The 18741-nt window shown below is 62.3% G+C and carries 17 protein-coding genes; 7 read left to right on the forward strand and 10 right to left on the reverse strand.

Features of this window, described 5'->3' with window-relative positions; all coding sequences use genetic code 11:
• Nucleotides 1-3: 3 nt before the first annotated feature.
• The 5 genes from ABIE32_RS01865 to ABIE32_RS01885 all read right to left on the reverse strand — a co-directional run bounded on the left by ABIE32_RS01865 (nt 4) and on the right by ABIE32_RS01885 (nt 6249).
• Complete coding sequence (locus ABIE32_RS01865; protein WP_429013302.1) at nt 4-1725, reverse strand: acyl-CoA dehydrogenase family protein; 1722 nt, start codon at nt 1723-1725, stop codon at nt 4-6.
• A 68-nt stretch (nt 1726-1793) separates the two neighbouring features.
• Complete coding sequence (locus ABIE32_RS01870; protein WP_429013304.1) at nt 1794-2597, reverse strand: ABC transporter permease; 804 nt, start codon at nt 2595-2597, stop codon at nt 1794-1796.
• Nucleotides 2594-3223, reverse strand: coding sequence for an ABC transporter ATP-binding protein (locus ABIE32_RS01875; RefSeq protein ID WP_429013307.1), 630 nt, complete (start codon nt 3221-3223; stop codon nt 2594-2596). The genes ABIE32_RS01870 and ABIE32_RS01875 overlap by 4 nt, the downstream gene beginning before the upstream one ends.
• A 132-nt stretch (nt 3224-3355) precedes the next feature.
• Entirely contained in the window at nt 3356-4189 is an 834-nt protein-coding gene (locus ABIE32_RS01880) for a hypothetical protein (RefSeq protein ID WP_429013310.1), read from the reverse strand.
• 134 nt (nt 4190-4323) lie between these two features.
• Nucleotides 4324-6249, reverse strand: coding sequence for a RecQ family ATP-dependent DNA helicase (locus tag ABIE32_RS01885; RefSeq protein ID WP_429013313.1), 1926 nt, complete (start codon nt 6247-6249; stop codon nt 4324-4326).
• Between the two features lie 153 nt (nt 6250-6402).
• On the opposite strand from ABIE32_RS01885, the gene ABIE32_RS01890 reads away from it, so the two are divergent.
• Nucleotides 6403-7467 (forward strand): homocysteine S-methyltransferase family protein, encoded by a 1065-nt coding sequence (locus ABIE32_RS01890; protein WP_429013316.1) that lies wholly within the window; start codon nt 6403-6405, stop codon nt 7465-7467.
• Here the strand turns inward: ABIE32_RS01890 and ABIE32_RS01895 are convergent, their stop codons facing one another.
• From ABIE32_RS01895 to ABIE32_RS01905, 3 genes are all read right to left on the reverse strand, one after another.
• The gene (locus ABIE32_RS01895; protein WP_429013319.1) at nt 7468-8481 is read right to left on the reverse strand and encodes an MBL fold metallo-hydrolase; all 1014 of its coding nucleotides are present in this window, start codon (nt 8479-8481) and stop codon (nt 7468-7470) included.
• Nucleotides 8482-8624: 143 nt separating this feature from the next.
• Complete coding sequence (locus ABIE32_RS01900) at nt 8625-9425, reverse strand: helix-turn-helix transcriptional regulator (protein ID WP_429013322.1); 801 nt, start codon at nt 9423-9425, stop codon at nt 8625-8627.
• Between the two features lie 37 nt (nt 9426-9462).
• On the reverse strand, nt 9463-10137 hold the full coding sequence (locus tag ABIE32_RS01905; RefSeq protein WP_224150867.1) for a GntR family transcriptional regulator: 675 nt from the start codon (nt 10135-10137) through the stop codon (nt 9463-9465).
• Between the two features lie 315 nt (nt 10138-10452).
• Here ABIE32_RS01905 and ABIE32_RS01910 point away from each other — a divergent pair, with 315 nt between their 5' ends.
• The 6 genes from ABIE32_RS01910 (at nt 10453) to ABIE32_RS01935 (ending at nt 16532) form a co-directional block, all read left to right on the forward strand.
• Entirely contained in the window at nt 10453-11193 is a 741-nt protein-coding gene (locus ABIE32_RS01910; RefSeq protein WP_224150868.1) for a DUF969 domain-containing protein, read from the forward strand.
• Nucleotides 11190-12146, forward strand: coding sequence for a DUF979 domain-containing protein (locus ABIE32_RS01915; RefSeq protein ID WP_429013326.1), 957 nt, complete (start codon nt 11190-11192; stop codon nt 12144-12146). The genes ABIE32_RS01910 and ABIE32_RS01915 overlap by 4 nt, the downstream gene beginning before the upstream one ends.
• 103 nt (nt 12147-12249) lie before the next feature.
• Nucleotides 12250-13020, forward strand: a complete 771-nt coding sequence (locus ABIE32_RS01920) for a LamB/YcsF family protein (protein ID WP_429013622.1) — start codon at nt 12250-12252, stop codon at nt 13018-13020.
• Between the two features lie 26 nt (nt 13021-13046).
• Nucleotides 13047-14660 (forward strand): carboxyltransferase domain-containing protein, encoded by a 1614-nt coding sequence (locus ABIE32_RS01925; protein WP_429013624.1) that lies wholly within the window; start codon nt 13047-13049, stop codon nt 14658-14660.
• A 5-nt stretch (nt 14661-14665) separates the two neighbouring features.
• Nucleotides 14666-14794: a hypothetical protein gene (locus ABIE32_RS01930; RefSeq protein WP_429013329.1), complete on the forward strand. Its 129-nt coding sequence runs from the start codon at nt 14666-14668 to the stop codon at nt 14792-14794.
• A 4-nt stretch (nt 14795-14798) separates the two neighbouring features.
• Nucleotides 14799-16532, forward strand: coding sequence for a biotin carboxylase N-terminal domain-containing protein (locus ABIE32_RS01935; RefSeq protein WP_429013331.1), 1734 nt, complete (start codon nt 14799-14801; stop codon nt 16530-16532).
• Between the two features lie 220 nt (nt 16533-16752).
• Here the strand turns inward: ABIE32_RS01935 and ABIE32_RS01940 are convergent, their stop codons facing one another.
• On the reverse strand, nt 16753-17544 hold the full coding sequence (locus ABIE32_RS01940; protein WP_429013334.1) for a LytR/AlgR family response regulator transcription factor: 792 nt from the start codon (nt 17542-17544) through the stop codon (nt 16753-16755).
• Nucleotides 17541-18620 carry a sensor histidine kinase gene (locus ABIE32_RS01945; protein ID WP_429013337.1) on the reverse strand — a complete coding sequence of 360 codons (1080 nt, stop codon included), beginning with the start codon at nt 18618-18620 and terminating at the stop codon, nt 17541-17543. Before ABIE32_RS01945 ends, ABIE32_RS01940 begins: the two co-directional genes overlap by 4 nt.
• Nucleotides 18621-18741 lie beyond the last annotated feature (121 nt).

The raw sequence follows: 18741 nt of genomic DNA on the forward strand, positions 1-18741 counted from the left end.
CATTCATTCCTGCAGATGCAAACTGGCGCCGAGGATAGCGGCGATCTGCGCCTTGGCAAGGGGAGAAGCACCAATCACACCCATGCTGCAGTCCGCGCCGAGGCGGCTGGCCACAAAGGCATCGGCGCGGGTACTGTCCGCATACTGCCGCATGAGGCCCGCCTGTGTCACCAGCACGAGCTGCTGCACCCATTGGCGTGCCTGTGCCTGCTGTGCCCAGGCGTCGTGCTCGAAGGTGTGCCACTGGCGTTGCAAGCGCTGCAGGGCCTGTTGAACAGGTACGTCATCCGCTGCCATGGTCTGCAATGCATTCCATAGCGCATCGCGCTGATCGGGTGAGCGCTGCAGGGCTTTGAGCACATCCAGGCACATCACATTGCCCGAGCCTTCCCAGATCGAATTGACCGGTGTTTCGCGGTAGAGGCGTGCCAGCGCGGAGCTTTCGATATAGCCGTTGCCGCCCAGTACTTCCATGGCCTCGGCGCTGCAGGTGATGGCGCGTTTGCAGACCCAGAACTTGGCCGCTGGCGTCATGATGCGCTGCCAGGCCTGCGCGGCTGGTTTGTCGGGGACGCTGCTGTCTTCAAATGCCTGCGCCAGTTGCATGGCCAGCAGCAGCGCGGCTTCGCTCTCCAGCGCCAGGTCTGCCAGTACGGATTGCATTAGCGGCTGCTCGATCAGGGCCGCGCCAAATGCCTGCCTGTGCCGGGTGAACCACAGCGCCTGCGCCGTGGCCTGGCGCAGCAGGGCGCTGCTGCCCAGAACGCAGCACAGCCGTGTGATCGTGGCCATCTCCATGATGGTGGCAATGCCCCGGCCTTCCTCACCCACCAGCACCCCATAGGCATCGTCAAACACCACTTCGCTGCTGGCGTTGCTGCGGTTGCCCACCTTGTCTTTAAGGCGTTGCACCAGCACGGTGTTGCGCGTGCCATCAGGCCGCCAGCGCGGTACCCAGAAACAGGCCAGCGGCGCGTACAGGGCACCGGCATCGCCCGGGCCGTCTGCCATGCGCGCCACCACCAGGTGCGCATCGGCCGTCGGGACCGAATAGAACCATTTGTGGCCCTGCAGCCGGTACGCCGCACCACGTCCGCCGTGCCCCGATTCATTCATGGGGTAGGCGACTGTGGTGTTGCTGCGCACGTCCGAACCGCCTTGCTTTTCGGTCATTCCCATGCCCACCCACAGCGCGGTCTTCTCGGCCAGTGGCGCATCGCGTTCGTCATGGCGGGTGCTGGTGATGCCGCGCTCTATCTGAGCCCATAGCGCTGGCTCTTTGCGCAGCACGGGGATGGCGGCTGTCGTCATGGTGGCGGGGCACAGGCTGCCGGCTTCGGCCTGGCCGTGCAGGTAAAAGCTTGCGGCCCAGGCACTCCAGCGGCCGCGCTGCCCATCAGCGGACGACTCGCCGGAAAACGGCATGTCGATCAGCTGTTGCGAGCGGTAGTGGGCCAGCACACGGTGCCATGCGGGGTGGAACTCCACCTGATCAATCCGCCGTCCACGTGCATCCCACTGCTGCAATTGCGGTGTGTGGCGGTTGGCCTGGCTGGCCCATTGTGCAAACTCCGTGCTGCCCACGGTACGTGCGTGCTGCTGCAGGCCCGGCAGCCAGGCCTGTGCCTGAGCGCGCTCCAGGGCAGCTTGCAGCGCAGGATCGCTGCCCAGCGGATCGTAGTCGACCAGCTCATCTACCAGGTTGTCCGTGTCGCGCTGTGCCATGGCTGCTCTCCAGATGCGATGACCCCATTCTAGGAACCACATTACCTTATGGCAAAGCGCAAAGCCCGTCAGGCGTTGGGGTGCAGGCGGTCCAGGCGCAGACGCTGGCGGTCATCGCCCAGGGCGCGTGTGGCAAGCAGCACACTCCCTACCGCTGCCAAACCGCCCGCAAAGGTCAGCAGAAACAGAAGCAAGATCTGGTACTTGGCGGCTTCCAGCGGGTCCATGCCGCCCAGAATCTGGCCCGTCATGATGCCGGGCAAGGTGATCAGGCCAGCAGCCGTCATCTGGTTGATGATGGGAATCAGCCCCCGGCGAATGGCGGCACGGGTATGTGGCGCCATGGCGCGGCGAAACGGCACGCCTAGTGCGAGCTGCGCTTCAATGGAAGCACGGCCCTGGCGCACGCCATCGAAAAAACTGTCCAGCCCCAGGCTTGCCGCGTTGAGTACGCTGCCCAGCACGATACCCATCAGCGGAATGGCATAGCGCGCATCGAACCAGGGCTCGGGCCGCACTGCCGTCAGCAGCGCGAGGATGACGGTGGACAGGCTCGACAACGCCACCACAAGCCCGGCAATCTGGTAGTTGCCACCTCGGGACAGTCGCTGGTGCGGGCGCACGGCCACTTCACGCGCCGCTGCGGCAATCATCACGCAGACCACCACCAAGGTCGCGGCAGGCGACGCGTGCTGGAACACGAGGCGCAGCACATAGCCCACCAGCAGCAACTGCACCACCATGCGCAGCGAGGCCCACATTACCTGACGCTCCAACTGCAACCGCATGGCCCATGATGCACCGGTGGCCAGTAGCACCAGCAACGCTCCCACCAGCAAATCGGTGGCTTGCAATTGGATTGCCTGGTTCATTGCGCAGCCTCCATGGGCGTCAGCTGCCGCTCATGCAGTCGCAGGCAGCGGCTTGCCACCCGTGATGCCTGGGGATGCGAGTGCGTCACCCATACTACGCTCAGGCCTTGTTGTTGGTGGCTGCGCAGCAGTTGCTCGACGGCGAGGATGGAATCTTCGTCCAGTGCTGCCGTTGGCTCATCCAGCAGCAGCACCTGCGGTTTGCGCACCAGCCCGCGCAGCAGCGCCAGCCGTTGGCGCTCGCCGGTCGAGAGTTGCGTGACAGGAATGTCGATGAACCCATGGCGCAGACCCAACTGCGCCGCCAGTTGCAGCAATTGTGCTTGGCTATCTGGCGGAAAATGCGCCATCACAGATTCCGCCCACCATGCGGGCTCTGCTGCCAGATACATCACCTGCTGGCGCCAGGCCGGTCCGCTGAACTGGCTGCGAGGCTGTCCATTGAGCAGCACCTGCCCGCTACCAGGATCCAGATCGGCAATCAGCCGCAGCAGAACCGACTTGCCAGCGCCCGATGCACCCATGATGGCGAGGCATTCCCCGGCTTGCAGATCCAGTGTGCAGGGGCCTGCGATGGGGCTTTGCAGACCCTGGATGGAAAGGCGAGGTGGAGCGGTAGAGCGCATTGGCTCCAGTGTAATCCCGGGCTACCAGCAATGGCTGGTGCTGACATGCCTTGCGCGTAAGCGCGGCGGGAAATAAAAAATCCGGCAGCCCCATTCATGGAGGGGCCTGCCGGATATTGGTGGATGGCTTTCTTACTGGGCAATCTGCTCGAAAGCTTTGCGCAGCGCAGCAGGACTTGCGGGCTCTTGCGTGTCAGCGTTTTTCAGCACGATGCCCGTGCCATCGTCGCTGCTGTTGGTCAGGCGGCGCACAATCAGCATATCATTGATCGCGGTAGAGGTTACTCCCGTGAAACCTTCTCCATCATTGACCGCGTACTTGAAGAAATAACCGCGAGCAAGCTGGTTGGCTGCATTCAACTTTACGCACATGACCCAACCCGCGTTCGGGCCGCGTACCAGATTGTCGCAGCCAAAGCGGTTGTCCTTGGTTGCAACCATGCCGTTACCGTACTCACTGGGTCCCAACTCTTCGACGAGATCCACGAAGTCGGATTGGGGCGCACTGGAGATCAAGGGGGTCAGAAGCCACAGTCCCTTGAGGCTTTGCGGATTGGGGCCGTAGGCAAAATTGAAGCGGGTGATTTCCTTTTCCTGTTCGCCCGGAAATTTCACATAACCTTTGGTACCCGATTCGAAGCGCATCGACACCGTGCCATCGTTGCCGTTGTCCTGTCCAGTCAGGTCGCCGCTTCCCAAGTAACGTCCTCCGCGATATTTATTGAGCGTGCCCGAATACTGGTTGTTGCTGAAGGTGCCGCTGGTCAGATAAAAGGTTGCATTGCCACTGGCGTCGTAGGCATACATCTGCATGACCAGAGTCTTGTCCTGCACATCAATGGCCAGACCTCGACCAGGTTTGCCATTGAGTTCAGAGGTCACTACCCAGGTACCAGATTGCGGGACGAATGCGTGTGCTACCCCAACTGCTGCCAATAAACCCAATGCAGCCCATTTCTTGAACATATATTTTCTCCAAGTTAATTTTTTGTTTAATAGTTTTTATTAAACTTGGAAATTAGAACACAGGCTCACAAAACAGAAATGCCAATTCTTGGTTGTTTGCATTGAATCAAGAGCTACTAATACCTCAGTTGTATTTAGGCGGCACAAATCTTCAAGACGTCTTCCCCATACGCTTCCAGCTTTTTCACACCGATGCCGCTGATACCTTGCAGTTCGTCTAGGGATTGCGGGTTGCGCTGGGCAATGGCGGCCAGCGTGGCGTCGGCGAAAACGACGTAGGCCGGAACATTGTGTTCCTTGGCGATTTCAGTGCGCCAGGCCTTGAGGTTGATGAAGCGCACCTGCTCATCGGGCCCCAGGTTCTGGGCTGCTGCGGCGGGTTTGGTGCTGCGCGTGCGGCTGCGGCTGGTCTTGGCGGCACTGGCTTCGCGCAGTTGCACGGCTTGCTCGCCGCGCAGCACGGCGCGTGAGCCGTCGCACAGGGTCAGGGTTTCAAAGCTGTAGCCGGCGTCGGTGTGCACCTTCTGGGTGGCGAGGGCGCCAACCGCCAGCAGCTGGCGCAGCACGCCTCGCAGCTGGCTTTCGCTGTACATGTCGCCCAGGCCGTAGGTCGACAGTTTGTCGTGGCCGAACTGGCGTACCTTGTCGGTGTCCTTGCCGCGCACGATGTCGATGATGTGGCTGGTGCCGAAGGTGATGTCACTGGCCTCGTGTGCGCGGTAGATGGTGGACAGCAGCTTGCGTGCGGCGTCGGTGCCGTCCCAGGTCTTGGGCGGCTGGATGCAGTTGTCGCAACTGCCACACGTGTAGCGCGGTGCCTTGTCCGAGGTGGCAGCAGCCAGTTCCGGATGCGCGGAATCGCGGTCACCGCCGGTGCCGTACTGTTCTCCGAAATAGGCGAGCAGGCGCACTCGGCGGCAGTCGGTGGCTTCGGCCAGGGCGAGCAGGGCATCGAGTTTGCCGCGCATCACCTGCTTGAAGGTGTCGTCTGCCGGGCTGTCGTCGATCATGCGGCGCTGGTTGACCACATCTTGCAGGCCATAGGCCATCCAGGCGTCGGCTGGCAGGCCGTCGCGGCCGCCGCGACCGGTTTCCTGGTAATAGCTCTCGATGTTCTTGGGCATGTCCACATGGGCCACAAATCGCACATCGGGCTTGTTGATGCCCATGCCGAAGGCGATGGTGGCCACCATGACGATGCCGTCTTCGCGCAGGAAGCGGTGCTGGTGCAGCTGGCGCGTTTCGGGTGGCAGGCCGGCATGGTAGGGCAGGGCGCTGATGCCCGCCTGGTTCAATGCGTCTGCCAGCTCTTCCACCTTGCGGCGCGACTGGCAGTACACCACACCGGCTTCTCCGTCGTGCTCATGCTCGATGAAGCGCAGCAGCTGTGTCGTCGCGTCCTTTTTTTCGACGATGGTGTAGCGGATGTTGGGCCGGTCAAAGCTGCTGATGAACTGCCGGGCGTCTTCGAGCTGCAGGCGCTCGACGATATCGGCACGCGTCAGCGAATCGGCGGTGGCGGTAAGCGCGATGCGCGGCACACCGGCATAGCGCTCGTGCAGCACCGTGAGTTCGCGGTATTCGGGGCGAAAGTCGTGGCCCCACTGGCTCACGCAATGCGCTTCGTCGATGGCAAACAGCGCCAGCTTGCCCATGGCGTGCAGTTCGTCCAGCAGGCCCAAAAAGCGCGGTGTGTTCAGGCGTTCGGGCGCCACGTACAGCAAGGTATAGCCGCCCGACAGCAACTGCATCTCGACATCGCGTGTCTGGTCGTAATCCAGCGTGGAATTGAGGAAGGCAGCCTCCACTCCCACCTCGTGCATGCTGCTGACCTGGTCCTGCATCAGCGCAATCAGCGGCGAGATGACGATGGTCGTGCCCTGGTCCTGCTGCTGGCGCACGATGGCCGGAATCTGGTAGCACAGGCTTTTGCCGCCGCCCGTGGGCATCAGCACCAGTGCATCACCACCACCGATCACGTGCTCGACGATGGCCTGCTGTGATCCACGGAAATGCTCATAACCAAAGGCGTCCTGCAGGACGGTGTGGGCAAGGGACAAGGTATTCTCAAAAATGATAGCTACTTGCGCTTACCAGTTGTGCGCCAAATGCTAAAAATACTCAGATTCTGGCGATCATGCCAGCCACCGGCATTGTAGGTGCTTGGACCCGATGGCCTGCGGTGCGAGAAGGCCAACCGTACAATTGCTGCCATGCAACAGCCAGCCTACACCCGCGCAAAAGAACTGCCCGCCACCCTTGCCAAGCGCCTTGTCATCCTCGACGGCGCGATGGGAACCATGATTCAGCGTTTCAAGCTGGGTGAAGCACAGTACCGGGGTGAAGGCTACCGCGGCGCTGAAGGTGCAGGCGAGCGCTTCCAGGACTTTGCCCACGATGTGAAGGGCAACAATGAGCTGCTGTCGATCACCCGCCCCGATGTGATTCGTGACATCCACGAAAAGTACCTGGCCGCTGGTGCCGACCTGATTGAGACCAACACCTTTGGCGCAACCACGATTGCGCAAGAGGATTACCACATGGCCGATCTGGCCTATGAGATGAATCTCAAGAGCGCCCGGCTGGCGCGGGCCGCCTGCGACAAATACAGCACGCCAGACCATCCGCGATACGTGGCAGGTGCCCTGGGCCCTACGCCCAAGACGGCGTCGATCAGCCCCGATGTAAACGACCCCGGTGCGCGCAACGTTACCTTCGAAGCCCTGCGCCAGGCCTATCTCGAGCAGACACTGGCGCTGATCGAAGGCGGTGCCGATGTGATCCTGGTCGAGACGATTTTCGACACCCTCAACGCCAAGGCCGCGCTGTTTGCGGTGGACGAAGCGTTTGAGCAGACCGGCGAGCGCCTACCCATCATGATCAGCGGCACGGTGACCGATGCCTCGGGCCGCATTCTCTCCGGGCAGACCGTGACGGCCTTCTGGCACAGCGTGCGTCACGCCAATCCGCTTTCGGTGGGCCTGAACTGCGCATTGGGTGCCACCTTGATGCGCCCCTACGTGCAAGAGCTGGCCAAGGCTGCGCCTGATACCTTCATCAGCTGCTATCCCAATGCAGGCCTGCCCAACCCCATGAGCGACACCGGCTTTGACGAAACGCCGGAGATCACGAGCCGCCTGGTGCACGAGTTTGCTGCTGAAGGCCTGGTCAACATCGTGGGTGGCTGCTGCGGCACTACGCCTGACCACATTGGCGCCATTGCCAAGGCGGTACAGGCAACGACTACGCGCCGCCTGTTCTATCCGGCAGAGGCCTGATCAGCGTGCGCTGCCACTGACCGGCGCATATTCCGCAGGCACCCAGCGGTAGGCCTTGCCGTCACGGCCCACGTGCCCGATGCCGGGGAAGGGCAGGTGCGCGCCTGCCAGCCACCAACGGTGTGCGGCAGCCTGCTCCAGGAGCTGGCGGCGGCTGCGCACGGACTGCGTGTAGTTCTGGTCCGGCTCATAGGTGGCCTGGGGATCGGCAAACTGCACCGCGTGGTAGTGCACCACATCACCCCACAGCAGCAACTGCTGGCGAGGGTCGGTTTCGCCAGGGGCATTGCCGTCCACTACAAATGCGCTGTGACCTACGGTATGGCCCGCAGCAGGCAGGTAGCGCACGCCATCGGGCAGCGCATCGCTGCTGCCAAAGGTGCGGACACGCCCCGCTTGCTGGTACGGCGCCAGCGCGCGACGCGCCATGCCAAACAATGGTTTGAAGAAGTCGGTGGCTTTGGCCTCGACCGCAGGGTCCTGCCAGTAGGCCAGTTCTTCCTGCTGGATCCAGACCCGGGCATTGGGGTAGGCCATCTGGCCATCCGCATCGAGCAGGCCGCACAGATGGTCGGGGTGCGCATGCGTCAGCAGAACATCCTGCACTGCAGCGGGTGATATGCCAGCTGCCTTCATATGGGTCAGCACCTGGCCCAATTGGGGCCCGAAGCATTGCGCGGTGCCGGTATCTACCAGCAAGGTTTGCGTGCCACGTTGCACCAGATAGGCGTTGACGGCAGTCTGCAGGCCCTCGGGGGCTTCCGGTACATAGTGCTGCTGCAGCAGGCGGTTTGCCCGTGCTGGCGCAATCTGCTTGAGCTGATGCCGGGGCAGTGGGACGACTCCGTCGAACAGCGCCAGCACCTGCATCTGGCCGATATTCTGCACATAGTAGCCCGGTGCCTGTGCAAGCGGTGGTGCGGCTTGGGCCCATGTGCAGGCACCGCCACCGGCCAGGGCGGTCCATAGAGCGGCGTTGCGCAGTGTGCGAGAGAAGGGAGAAAGGAATGGCATCAATGGCTCCTGATAAGCCTTGATGGTGCCCGGTGCTGGGTATTTCAGGCGCTCAAGCTGTGGCGCATGGCGCTCACGCCAATCGATTCTGAACCGCCGAGTAAGTGCTGTTTGGGCAAGCCAGGCGCCTCCGGCTCTACACCTCAGTGGTTGCCGATATCGGCAGGACGCAACTGGTAGCGCGCCTCAAATTGGCGGCTGAAGCTTTGCACGGACTGGTAACCCGCGCGTGCCGCCACGGCCTTGATGGGCAAGGCTGTGGTGTAGAGCAGCTCCAGCGCATGGCCCATGCGCGCGTCGCGCAATACTTGCGAAAGTGATGTTCCTTCAGCTGCCAGATGGCGGCGCAGACTGGCGCCACTGAGGTGAAGCGCGGTCTCCACATCTCTGGACAGCCAGGGGCGGGCCGGAGCCGCAGCGACCAGTTGGCGCACGCTATCGGCAAGGCGAGGCGGGGGCGGCGCGAGCAAGGCATGGTGGCCCTGGCGGCACAGCCAGATCACCATCTGCACCAGGGCGGCGCGGGCCTGTTCATAGTGCCCCTGGCGCAGCGCGTTGCTCCAGGCATGCAGCGCATCGGCCAGAGAGTCGGCTGGCAGCGCAATCAGCTGTGTATCGTCAGACCGCAAAGGCTGCGCCCACAGGATGCGGGCCGCATGCAGCACCTCGTCGCACAGGTTCAAGGTGATGGCCAGATAGCGCTGGCTGACCGGGTCTGGCGCGTTGTGGGCATCGATATGGCAGCGGCCCGTCACCAGGAACACATCACCCGCTTGCAACTGCACGGTTTGCCGAGTGGTCGACAGGCGTTTGGCGCCATGCAGTACCAGCCCGAAAATGGGACGATCCACCTGCACGGATTTGACCGTGTGCGGCAATTGGGCCTTGATATGCAGGCATTCACCGGCAAGCGGACAGTCAGCCAGGGCCTCCAGCTGAGCCATAAGGGCGGCGGATGCTGCCGTGCTATCCATGACGGGCTTACAGCTCCATCCCTGCATCGCTCATGCGCCGTGCATATACGCTCAACACCACGCGCTCGGAATGGGTGAGGTAGTCATGCATCATTTCAGCGGCCCGTTTCATGTCGCCCGCTTCAAAACGCTCCAGCATGGAGGCATTCATGTCGATATAGGGGGCGTGCAGAAACTCGGCGTCGCTCAACATGCCAAAAGCCAGGCGCAGCTCCACCAAAAGGTGCGAGAACAGTGTGTTGAGCCGCTCGCTGTCAGCCAGGGCCACCACGCCTTTGTGAAAGCGCATGTTTGCGGTGCCCACTTCCACCCACTTGCCTGCGGCCCGCAGTGCGCGCTGCGCATCCACTGCCTCGCGCATTTCCTTGCGCGCCGGGTGCTGCGGAATCGCCTGTGCCAATGCCTGGCACTCGATCATGCGGCGCACGCGGTAGATGTCCATGATCGATGCCATGGAGGGGATGGCCACGAACACGCCCCGGTTGGGCACATGGCGCAGCAGGCCTTCCTTGCTCAACAGGCGGAAGACTTCGCGCAAAGTGTTGCGCGAGATATCGAGGCTCTCGCTCAGCGCCACCTCGGACAGCCTGGCTCCGGGCTGGAATTCGCCGCGCACGATGCGCTCTCGGATCTGGTCCGCAACGCGGTCGTTGAGCGACAGGGAAGGCGCAGCAGTGGTCATGGCAGGGCGAGGATTGGTAGAAGTCGTTGCCAATGATGATAGCGGCGCCAGGGCGGGTGAAACGACTTGAGGGACCGGAGCTGGATGTCGCCGGTATGCACAAAGGCGTGTAAATCCTCTCAATGAGGCCATGCTGTCACACAAAGATACGGGTTTACCCGGTCAATGGTCTGTGTTTTGTTTGGCTAAACTTTTAAATTGTTCAACAAACATGAATTTGGTAATGCCTATGTTCTTGGGTTGTTGAACAAAAAAGTGGTGCCCATTTGATGCTTCAGGCGGGTGCCGAACACATAACAAATCTGTGGGTTCTCTATGGACAGCACTATCGTCAACCTCTGGCCGCTTCTCGGGGTGGCCGTCATCATCGCGGGATTCATCCTGCGGTTCAATCCCTTCGTCGTGGTCGTGGTGACTGCGCTGGTCACGGCCGCAGTGGCCGGATTTCCGGTGCAGAAAATCCTGGCGGCTCTGGGGTCGGGTTTTGTCAAAACCCGCAATCTGCCGCTCATCCTGGTATTGCCGCTGGCAGTGATCGGTTTGCTGGAGCGCCATGGACTGCGCCAGCACGCACAGAACTGGATCAGTCGCATCAAATCGGCCACCGCAGGCCGTCTGCTGATCGTCTATCTGGCAGCGCGCGAGCTGACGGCTGCCGCAGGTCTGACGAGCCTGGGCGGTCATCCGCAGATGGTGCGCCCGCTCCTGGCGCCCATGGCTGAAGGTGCGACCGAAACACGCTATGGCAAGCTGCCCGAAACCCTGCGCCATCGCTTGCGTGCCTTCAGCGCGGCGACGGACAACGTCGGATTGTTCTTTGGCGAAGACATTTTTGTGGCCTTCGGCGCCATTGTGCTGATGACCACCTTCCTGCATGAAGCTGGCATCGATGTAGAGCCCATCCATGTGGCACTGTGGGGCATTCCTACTGCTATCTGCGCCTTCATCATTCACTCCTACCGTCTGTACCGCCTTGACCATTCGATTGCCAGGGAAATGGCGGGTGCAGGTGCTGCCCAGGCTGGCAATGCCCAGTCCCAAGGAGGTGCAGCATGATTTTCAGCATCACCCAGGTGTACTGGCTGGCCGGTCTCATCATGGCCAGTGCCGCCGTTTTCAACTTTCTCGATGCCTCCAACCCCAAGCGTTGGACGACAGGCCTGTTCTGGGGCGTGTATGCCATCATGTTCCTGCTGGGCGACAAGATGCCGCCCGAGGTGGTGGGTGTGGGCGTGATCGTGCTGGCGCTGATCGTGCTGGTCAAGGGCGTAGGCGGTGGCAAGCCGCAGATGCGTACCGAGGCGCAGAACCAGGAAAGCGCACTGCGCCTGGGTAACAAGCTCTTTATTCCGGCGCTGGCAATCCCTGTCGTCACCGTGATCGGCAGTGTGCTGCTCAAGGATTTCAAGATCGCCGGTGATTTTCTGATCGACCCGAAAAATGCCACCCTGGTAAGCCTGGCGCTGGGCTGCATCATCGGCCTTGTGCTGGTGTGCTGGATGACACGTGAGACGCCCGCCCAGGGCCTGCGCGAATCGCGCCGCCTGATCGACGCCATGGGCTGGGCCCTGGTGCTGCCGCAGATGCTGGGCATGCTGGGTCTGGTGTTCTCCGATGCAGGTGTGGGCAAGGCTGTGGCACACGTCACCACCACCTACATCAACATGGATTTGCGCTTTGTGGCCGTAGCGGTGTACGTGCTGGGTATGGCCTTGTTCACCATCATCATGGGCAACGGATTTGCCGCCTTCCCGGTGATGACGGGTGGTGTGGGCGTTCCGATCCTGGTGAATGTGTACCACGGTGATCCCGCCGTGATGGCGGCCATCGGCATGTTCTCGGGTTACTGCGGCACCTTGATGACGCCAATGGCGGCTAACTTCAATATCGTGCCTGCTGCGCTGCTGGAGCTGCCCGACCGCAATGCCGTGATCAAGGCCCAGATTCCTACCGCCCTGGGCATCCTGATTTGCAACGTCTTCTTGCTCTATTTCCTGATGTTCCGTTAAAAGAGCATGGTTTACAGAACTTGGCGCATGATCCCCACGGGCAGGACCTGCTGATCGGCGCCGGTCAACCTCCAATAAAAGACTGAAAGGAAACGCGATGTCCCTGACCATGGATTTGAACAGTGACCTGGGAGAGAGTCTTGGCGCCTGGACCATGGGCGATGATGCAGCCATGCTCTCCATCGTCAGCAGCGCCAACGTGGCCTGTGGCTTTCATGCAGGCGACGCTGCCGGTATTCTGGAAACCCTGAAGAAGGCCAAGGCCAACAGCGTGGTGGTGGGCGCGCACGTTGCCTACCGCGATCTGGTGGGCTTTGGCCGCCGCAACATGGATGTGGCCCATGCCGATCTGGTGGCCGATGTGATCTACCAGATTGGCGCCCTGCAAGGCCTTGCAGCCGCCGCAGGCACCACGGTGCGCTACGTCAAGCCACACGGCGCCCTCTATAACACCATTGCACAGGACAGAAAGCAGGCTGCTGCCGTCATCGAGGCCATGCAAGCCGTCGGCGGCCACCTGGCGCTGGTGGTGCTGGCGGGATCGCCCCTGACCCAGTGGGCACAGGACGCGGGGCTCATCACGATTGCCGAAGCCTTTGCCGACCGTGGCTACACGCCGCAAGGCACGCTGGTGTCTCGCCGTGAACCCGGTGCCGTGCTGCACGATCCTGAGCTGGTGGCGCAACGCATGCTGCAACTGGTGCAGCAAGGCACCGTGCAGGCCAACGATGGCTCGGTGGTGCAGGTGCAGGCAGATTCGATCTGTGTGCACGGCGACAGCCCGGGCGCTGTGGCCATGGCGCGCGCGGTGCGAGAGCGCCTCGAAGCATCCGGCGTGCAGATTCGCTCCTTCATGGAAAAGGCGGTCGCATGAGCGTATCGGCCATTGCCACGCGCAGCATGCGCTTTCTGCCGGTGAGCGATCAGAGCCTGCTGGTGGAGTTGCAGGACCTGGCGCACACCCTCGATCTGTTGGCTGCACTGCAGGCTCAGGTGCCCGCTGGCGTGCGGGAACTGGTGCCCGCCGCGCGCACCATCCTGATCGAGTTTGACCGGTGGCAGACCAGCGCTGCGGCGCTGCGCCGCCATATCGATGCGCTTCAGCTGGGCCAGCAGGATCTGGTGGCCGGCCGACGCGTTGAAATTCCCGTGCATTACGACGGCGAAGACCTTGCCGAAGTTGCCCAATTGCTGGGCATTGACGTGCCCGAGCTGATTCGCCGCCACAGCGGTGAAGACTACAGCGTAGCCTTCTGCGGCTTCGCCCCCGGCTTTGCCTACCTGAGTGGTGGCGATGCCAGTCTTCAAGTGCCGCGCCGCAGTACGCCTCGCACCAAGGTGCCAGCGGGCTCGGTGGCCATTGCGGGCACGTTCAGCGCTGTATACCCCAACGACACGCCAGGCGGCTGGCAGTTGCTGGGTCGCACCGAGGTGCCGATGTGGGATCTGCAGCGCGATCCACCCGCACTTCTTCAGCCCGGCATGCGCGTTCGCTTCGTCGATGCCGCTACACAAAATGAAGCTGGTGGCGCACCATCTGCAAACCATGCAGATAAAAAGACCTCTGATGAGGGCGCCGGGAAAGCGCTCTCTGCCAGCAAAAGCCATGCAGCCATGCAGGTGCGCGCAGCGGGGTTGCAGACCCTGGTGCAAGACGCAGGCCGTGCTGGCCAGGCGGGCCAGGGCGTGTCGGCCGCAGGTGCTCTGGACCAGGGCGCCATGCGCCGTGCCAACCGCTTGCTGGGCAATGATGCCCGTCTGCCCGTGCTCGAATCCGTGGCCGGTGGCCTGCAATTGCAGAGCGTTGGCGCCACTGTGCTTGCCGTGACGGGCGCGACCGGACCGCTCACTGTCAAGCCTCGCGACGGCTCGGCATGGCAGGCTGCGCGCAATGCGGCCATTGCCTTGAACGACGGCGATGTAATCCACCTGGGCGAGCCCGACACCGGTCTGCGCAGCTATGTGGCCGTGCGCGGTGGCTGGCTGGTGGAGCAGGTGCTTGGCAGTGCCAGCACGGACACCCTGGCCCGCATTGGTCCGCCTGCGCTGGTCACCGGCATGCAACTGGCCATTGGCGATGCGCAGCACAACGGTGTGGTACAGGTACCCGATATGGCACCGCCCATGCTGCCTCAAAGCGGCGACACCGTCGTGCTGGATGTGGTGATGGGTCCGCGCACCGACTGGTTCACCGCAGAGGCGGTAGCGCGCTTTGCGGCGCAACGCTGGCAGGTCACACCGCAGTCCAACCGCGTGGGCTTGCGCCTTGCTGGCGATGAAGCGCTCGCCCGCAGCATTACGCAGGAACTGCCCAGCGAAGGCACGGCACTCGGCGCGATCCAGGTACCCGCCAGTGGCCAACCGGTGCTGTTTCTGGCAGACCATCCGTTGACAGGCGGCTACCCCGTGATCGCCTGCGTAGCCTCGCACCATCTCGACCTGGCAGGCCAGGTACCCGTGGGTGCATGGCTGCAGTTCAATGTGCTGCAGCCATTTGAAGAAATACAAGGATAAAAGCCATGAAAAAAATTCTGATTGCCAATCGTGGCGAAAACAATCGCGTAGCGGACGTTTCTGCAAATTGCAGTGCCTGCGTAGCAGGCAACGGCGATTTCGCCCTCTCTTGCTCGCTTGGTGCGAAAGGCTGAAGCCATGAAAAAAGTTCTGATTGCCAACCGTGGCGAAATCGCCGTCCGCATCATCCGTGCCTGTGCCGACCACGGCCTGGAAAGTGTGGCCGTGTATGCCGACGACGATATCGATGCGCTGCATGTGCGTATGGCCGATGAAGCCTATGCACTGCAAGGCCAACGCCCGGCAGATACCTATCTCGACATTGCCAAGCTCATCGCCGTGGCCCGCCAAAGCGGGGCAGACGCTGTGCACCCCGGCTATGGCTTTCTGTCCGAAAACGCAGGCTTTGCCCGCGCCGTGATCGATGCGGGCCTGACCTGGGTGGGCCCACCGCCTTCGGCCATCGAACAGCTGGGCGACAAGGTGCAGGCCCGCAAGCTGGCGCTCAGCGTAGGCGCTCCACTGGTGGCTGGCACGCCTGAGCCCGTCAAGGATGTGGCGGAGGTGCATGCCTTTGCGCGCGAGCACGGTCTGCCGATTGCCGTCAAGGCGGCGTTTGGCGGCGGCGGCCGTGGCCTCAAGGTGGTGTGGAAGGCCGAAGACATTGATGAGCTGTACGGCGCTGCCGTGCGTGAGGCGGTGACAGCCTTTGGCCGTGGCGAATGCTTTGTCGAGCAGTTCCTCGACAAGCCGCGCCATATCGAAGCCCAGGTGATGGCCGACCAGCATGGCAATGTGCGGGTGCTGGGTACGCGCGATTGCTCGCTGCAGCGCCGCAACCAGAAGCTGGTGGAAGAGGCTCCCGCGCCGTTTCTGACCGACGCGCAACGCGAACGTATCCACCAATCGGCACGCGAGATCTGCCAGGCCGCAGGCTATGTAGGTGCGGGCACGGTGGAATACCTGCTCAGCCAGAACGGCGCCATCTCCTTCCTCGAAGTCAACACCCGTCTGCAGGTGGAGCACCCCGTGACGGAGGAGACCACCGGCACCGACTTGGTGCGCCTGCAGTTCCGCGTGGCCGAAGGCGAGGTGCTGGCAGACACCAGCGTGCCTGTTCCCTATGGGCATGCGTTTGAGTTTCGCATCAACGCTGAAGACGTGGGCCGCGGCTTCTTGCCCGCGCCTGGCCTGGTGACGCGCTTTGATGCCCCTTCGGGGCCTGGCGTGCGGGTGGACAGTGGCGTGCAAAGCGGATCGATGGTGGCAGGCCAGTTTGATTCCATGCTGGCCAAGCTCATCGTCTGGGGGCCGACGCGTGAAGTGGCCGTGCAGCGTGCGCGCCGCGCGCTCAAGGAGTTCAAGATCGAGGGCGTGCCCACGGTGCTGCCTTTCCACGAGGCAGTGATGGCACACGACGATTTCGTGAATGGCCAGCACATGGGCGTGCACACCCGTTGGATCGAAACCCAGCTGATGCCGCAGTGGGATGCCCAGCCCGAGTCGCGGCCACAGCCCGTGCAAAGCAGCGGTCTGCAGCGCATGGCGATCGAGCTGGATGGCCGCCGCGTGATGCTGGGCCTGCCTGCATCGCTGCTGTCGGGTCTGGCTGCTGCCGGACATGCTGCAGCCACCTCGCCTGCCCAACAGGAAGAGGCCGATGCCAATGCGGTGACCGCTGTCTCTGCTGGCACCTTGACGGCCTGGAAGGTCGCCGATGGTGCCACCGTGCAGCAAGGCGATCTGATCGCGGTGATGGAAGCGATGAAGATGGAAATGCAGGTCAACGCACCTCGCGCGGGCCGCATCAGCCTCAAGGCCGAGGCGGGCAGCTACCAGGCGGCTGGCGCGGTCATTGCGCGCATCGACTGAGCGCTAGCCTGATGGTTGGGCCTGTTCACACAGAGGGTGTGGACAGGCCCTTGTTTTTGGAAAGCACCTGCGTCAGTCGGTGGCGTTGGATGTGGCGATGGTGGGGGGTGGAGCGACTGAAGCAGGGCGAACCGGCAGCCTCAGACCCATGGCCGTTGCATTGGGCTAGTGCTGCCCGATTGCTGCGCCGCTTGGCAAGCCACGCCACCTGCGGGTGGTCTTACCGCGAGCGCTGCACCAGTCGTGCCTTGACTGTTGCGGTGTAGGTGCGGCCGACCCGCACCATGGTGCCGTCGGATAGCACGACGGTCAGCGATGAGAAGGGGCCTACGCCCACGCGGGTGACAGCATCGATGCGCACCATGGTGCTGCGATGGACGCGGATGAAATCTTGCTGTGGCAATTCGCGTTCCAGCTCGGTCAGGCTGGCGTTGTACAAAAACTCCCGCCCATCCGCATGGATGCGGGAATAGTCCCGCTCGGCCTGTATCCGCAGGATGCTGGCCGCCGCTATCCGCACATACTGGCCCTGGGTCTTGACCCAGAGCTCGGTCAGGCCCTGCGGAGGAGGGGCGGCTGCCCGGCGAAGGTTTGCAATGACTTCTTCCAGCTCTGCAATTCTTTGCGCACTGCTGCGCAATTCGCTCGCCTTGCGGGCGCGTTCCATTGCAAGGTGAAAACGCCCCGGCTCAATGGGCTTGGTGACATAGTCGATCGCGCTGGCATCAAAGGCCCGGCAGGCCTGGTCATCAAAGGCGGTGACGAAGACAACGGCCGGCGGCGGATCGGTCTCGTCGGGCAACTGCCGCAGCAAGTCGAATCCGCTGCCGCCAGGCATCTGGATATCGAGCAACACGATATGCGCCGGTGCCTGCGCCAGGCGATCCAGGGCTTGGGAAACGGAGGCCGCTTCCTCGATGGTTCCGACCCACGACAACTGACGCAGCATGCGCTGGAGCCGGCGTCGGGCCAGCGGCTCGTCGTCCACTACCAGTACATCAAACTGCCTCATGCGACTCTCCAGGGCAGTTCAATCTCGACGCGAAAGCGCGTGCTATCGGCAGTGTCAATGCGGAAAGCGCCTTCCTTGCCGAAACGCATCCGGATGCGCTCGGCCACATTGCGCAGCCCGATCCCGAACCCGGTCGTTGTTTGCCGGCATGCAGTGCCGGGATGCACGTCATTTTCCACAGCCAGCCAAAGATTTTCCTGGCGGCGCCGAGCCACGATATGGATCCGTGTGTGTTCGAGTGTCTGGCCGACGCCGTGCTTGATGGCGTTTTCGATCAGCGGCTGTATCAGCAGGCTGGGAACCAGGGCCTGTCGCAGATCGAAGGGAACGTCGACGGTGAAATCCATCCGGTCGGCATACCGTTCGCGTTCGATGGCGAGATAGTCCTGCTGCAGGCGCAACTCTTCGGCCAGTGCCACGTCATGCATCGGGTCCAACGCCAGTGTGGTGCGCAGAAAGGTGGAAAGCGACAGCACCATGCGCTCGGCCCGTGTCGCAGCCCCTTCCTCGATCAGACCGGCGATGGAGTTGAGCGTATTGAAAAGGAAGTGCGGATTCACCTGGTAGCGCAACGCACGCATCTGCGCCATCAAGGCCTCCTCCCGCACCATTGCCAGACGCCGTTCGCGGTCGCGGACTTCGAAGTTGTAGAGCAGTGCCATGAACAGGCAACTCCATCCAAACAGCATGGAAGCGCCTTCGAGCAGCATGTAGCCGGCGTACAGCGGATCGAAGGATACCGGCTCGGGGTACTCGCAGAGCATGTAGTTCAGAAAGTCGATGGCGGTGAAGACGGGCGCTGCCACCGCCGTCATGCCAAAGCACAGCAATGCCTTGTGCGTGAATGAGAGGTGCCGAAGGCGGAACAGCACTCGCGACATGGCATAGGTCATCAGCGCGCTGGCGCCGAACAACACGAACTTGAGTGGAGCGGATTCGACCGGATCGATACGGATGAAATAGCCCAGGACACTGTCTGCCACGAACATGCAGCTCCAGTACAACAGGCTCAGGCGCAACGTAGCCTGCCGCAGAGCCTTGCCAAAACGCTCTCTCAGATGGTTTGCCGGGTCCATGTCTTTCCTTTGCAAAAGTATGACAAGGCGATGCAACGACGGATGAAGGGCCTCTGGAACGCTTCGGCCTAGGGACGCACGCTAAAGATTGCCATTGTGTGAATGTCAAGCGTTGAATGGC

The sequence above is a fragment of the Comamonas sp. 4034 genome, assembly GCF_050434545.1.
Taxonomy (GTDB): Bacteria; Pseudomonadota; Gammaproteobacteria; order Burkholderiales; family Burkholderiaceae_C; genus Comamonas; species Comamonas odontotermitis.

Excerpts from the sequence above, each read along its gene's own strand:
- ABIE32_RS01865 (WP_429013302.1), bottom strand. The coding sequence starts at position 1,725 with ATGGCACAGCGCGACACGGACAACCTGGTAGATGAGCTGGTCGACTAC.
- ABIE32_RS01870 (WP_429013304.1), bottom strand. The coding sequence starts at position 2,597 with ATGAACCAGGCAATCCAATTGCAAGCCACCGATTTGCTGGTGGGAGCG.
- ABIE32_RS01875 (WP_429013307.1), bottom strand. The coding sequence starts at position 3,223 with ATGCGCTCTACCGCTCCACCTCGCCTTTCCATCCAGGGTCTGCAAAGC.
- ABIE32_RS01880 (WP_429013310.1), bottom strand. The coding sequence starts at position 4,189 with ATGTTCAAGAAATGGGCTGCATTGGGTTTATTGGCAGCAGTTGGGGTA.
- ABIE32_RS01890 (WP_429013316.1), top strand. The coding sequence starts at position 6,403 with ATGCAACAGCCAGCCTACACCCGCGCAAAAGAACTGCCCGCCACCCTT.
- ABIE32_RS01895 (WP_429013319.1), bottom strand. The coding sequence starts at position 8,481 with ATGCCATTCCTTTCTCCCTTCTCTCGCACACTGCGCAACGCCGCTCTA.
- ABIE32_RS01900 (WP_429013322.1), bottom strand. The coding sequence starts at position 9,425 with ATGGCTCAGCTGGAGGCCCTGGCTGACTGTCCGCTTGCCGGTGAATGC.
- ABIE32_RS01905 (WP_224150867.1), bottom strand. The coding sequence starts at position 10,137 with ATGACCACTGCTGCGCCTTCCCTGTCGCTCAACGACCGCGTTGCGGAC.
- ABIE32_RS01910 (WP_224150868.1), top strand. The coding sequence starts at position 10,453 with ATGGACAGCACTATCGTCAACCTCTGGCCGCTTCTCGGGGTGGCCGTC.
- ABIE32_RS01915 (WP_429013326.1), top strand. The coding sequence starts at position 11,190 with ATGATTTTCAGCATCACCCAGGTGTACTGGCTGGCCGGTCTCATCATG.
- ABIE32_RS01925 (WP_429013624.1), top strand. The coding sequence starts at position 13,047 with ATGCGCTTTCTGCCGGTGAGCGATCAGAGCCTGCTGGTGGAGTTGCAG.
- ABIE32_RS01930 (WP_429013329.1), top strand. The coding sequence starts at position 14,666 with ATGAAAAAAATTCTGATTGCCAATCGTGGCGAAAACAATCGCGTAGCG.
- ABIE32_RS01935 (WP_429013331.1), top strand. The coding sequence starts at position 14,799 with ATGAAAAAAGTTCTGATTGCCAACCGTGGCGAAATCGCCGTCCGCATC.
- ABIE32_RS01940 (WP_429013334.1), bottom strand. The coding sequence starts at position 17,544 with ATGAGGCAGTTTGATGTACTGGTAGTGGACGACGAGCCGCTGGCCCGA.
- ABIE32_RS01945 (WP_429013337.1), bottom strand. The coding sequence starts at position 18,620 with ATGGACCCGGCAAACCATCTGAGAGAGCGTTTTGGCAAGGCTCTGCGG.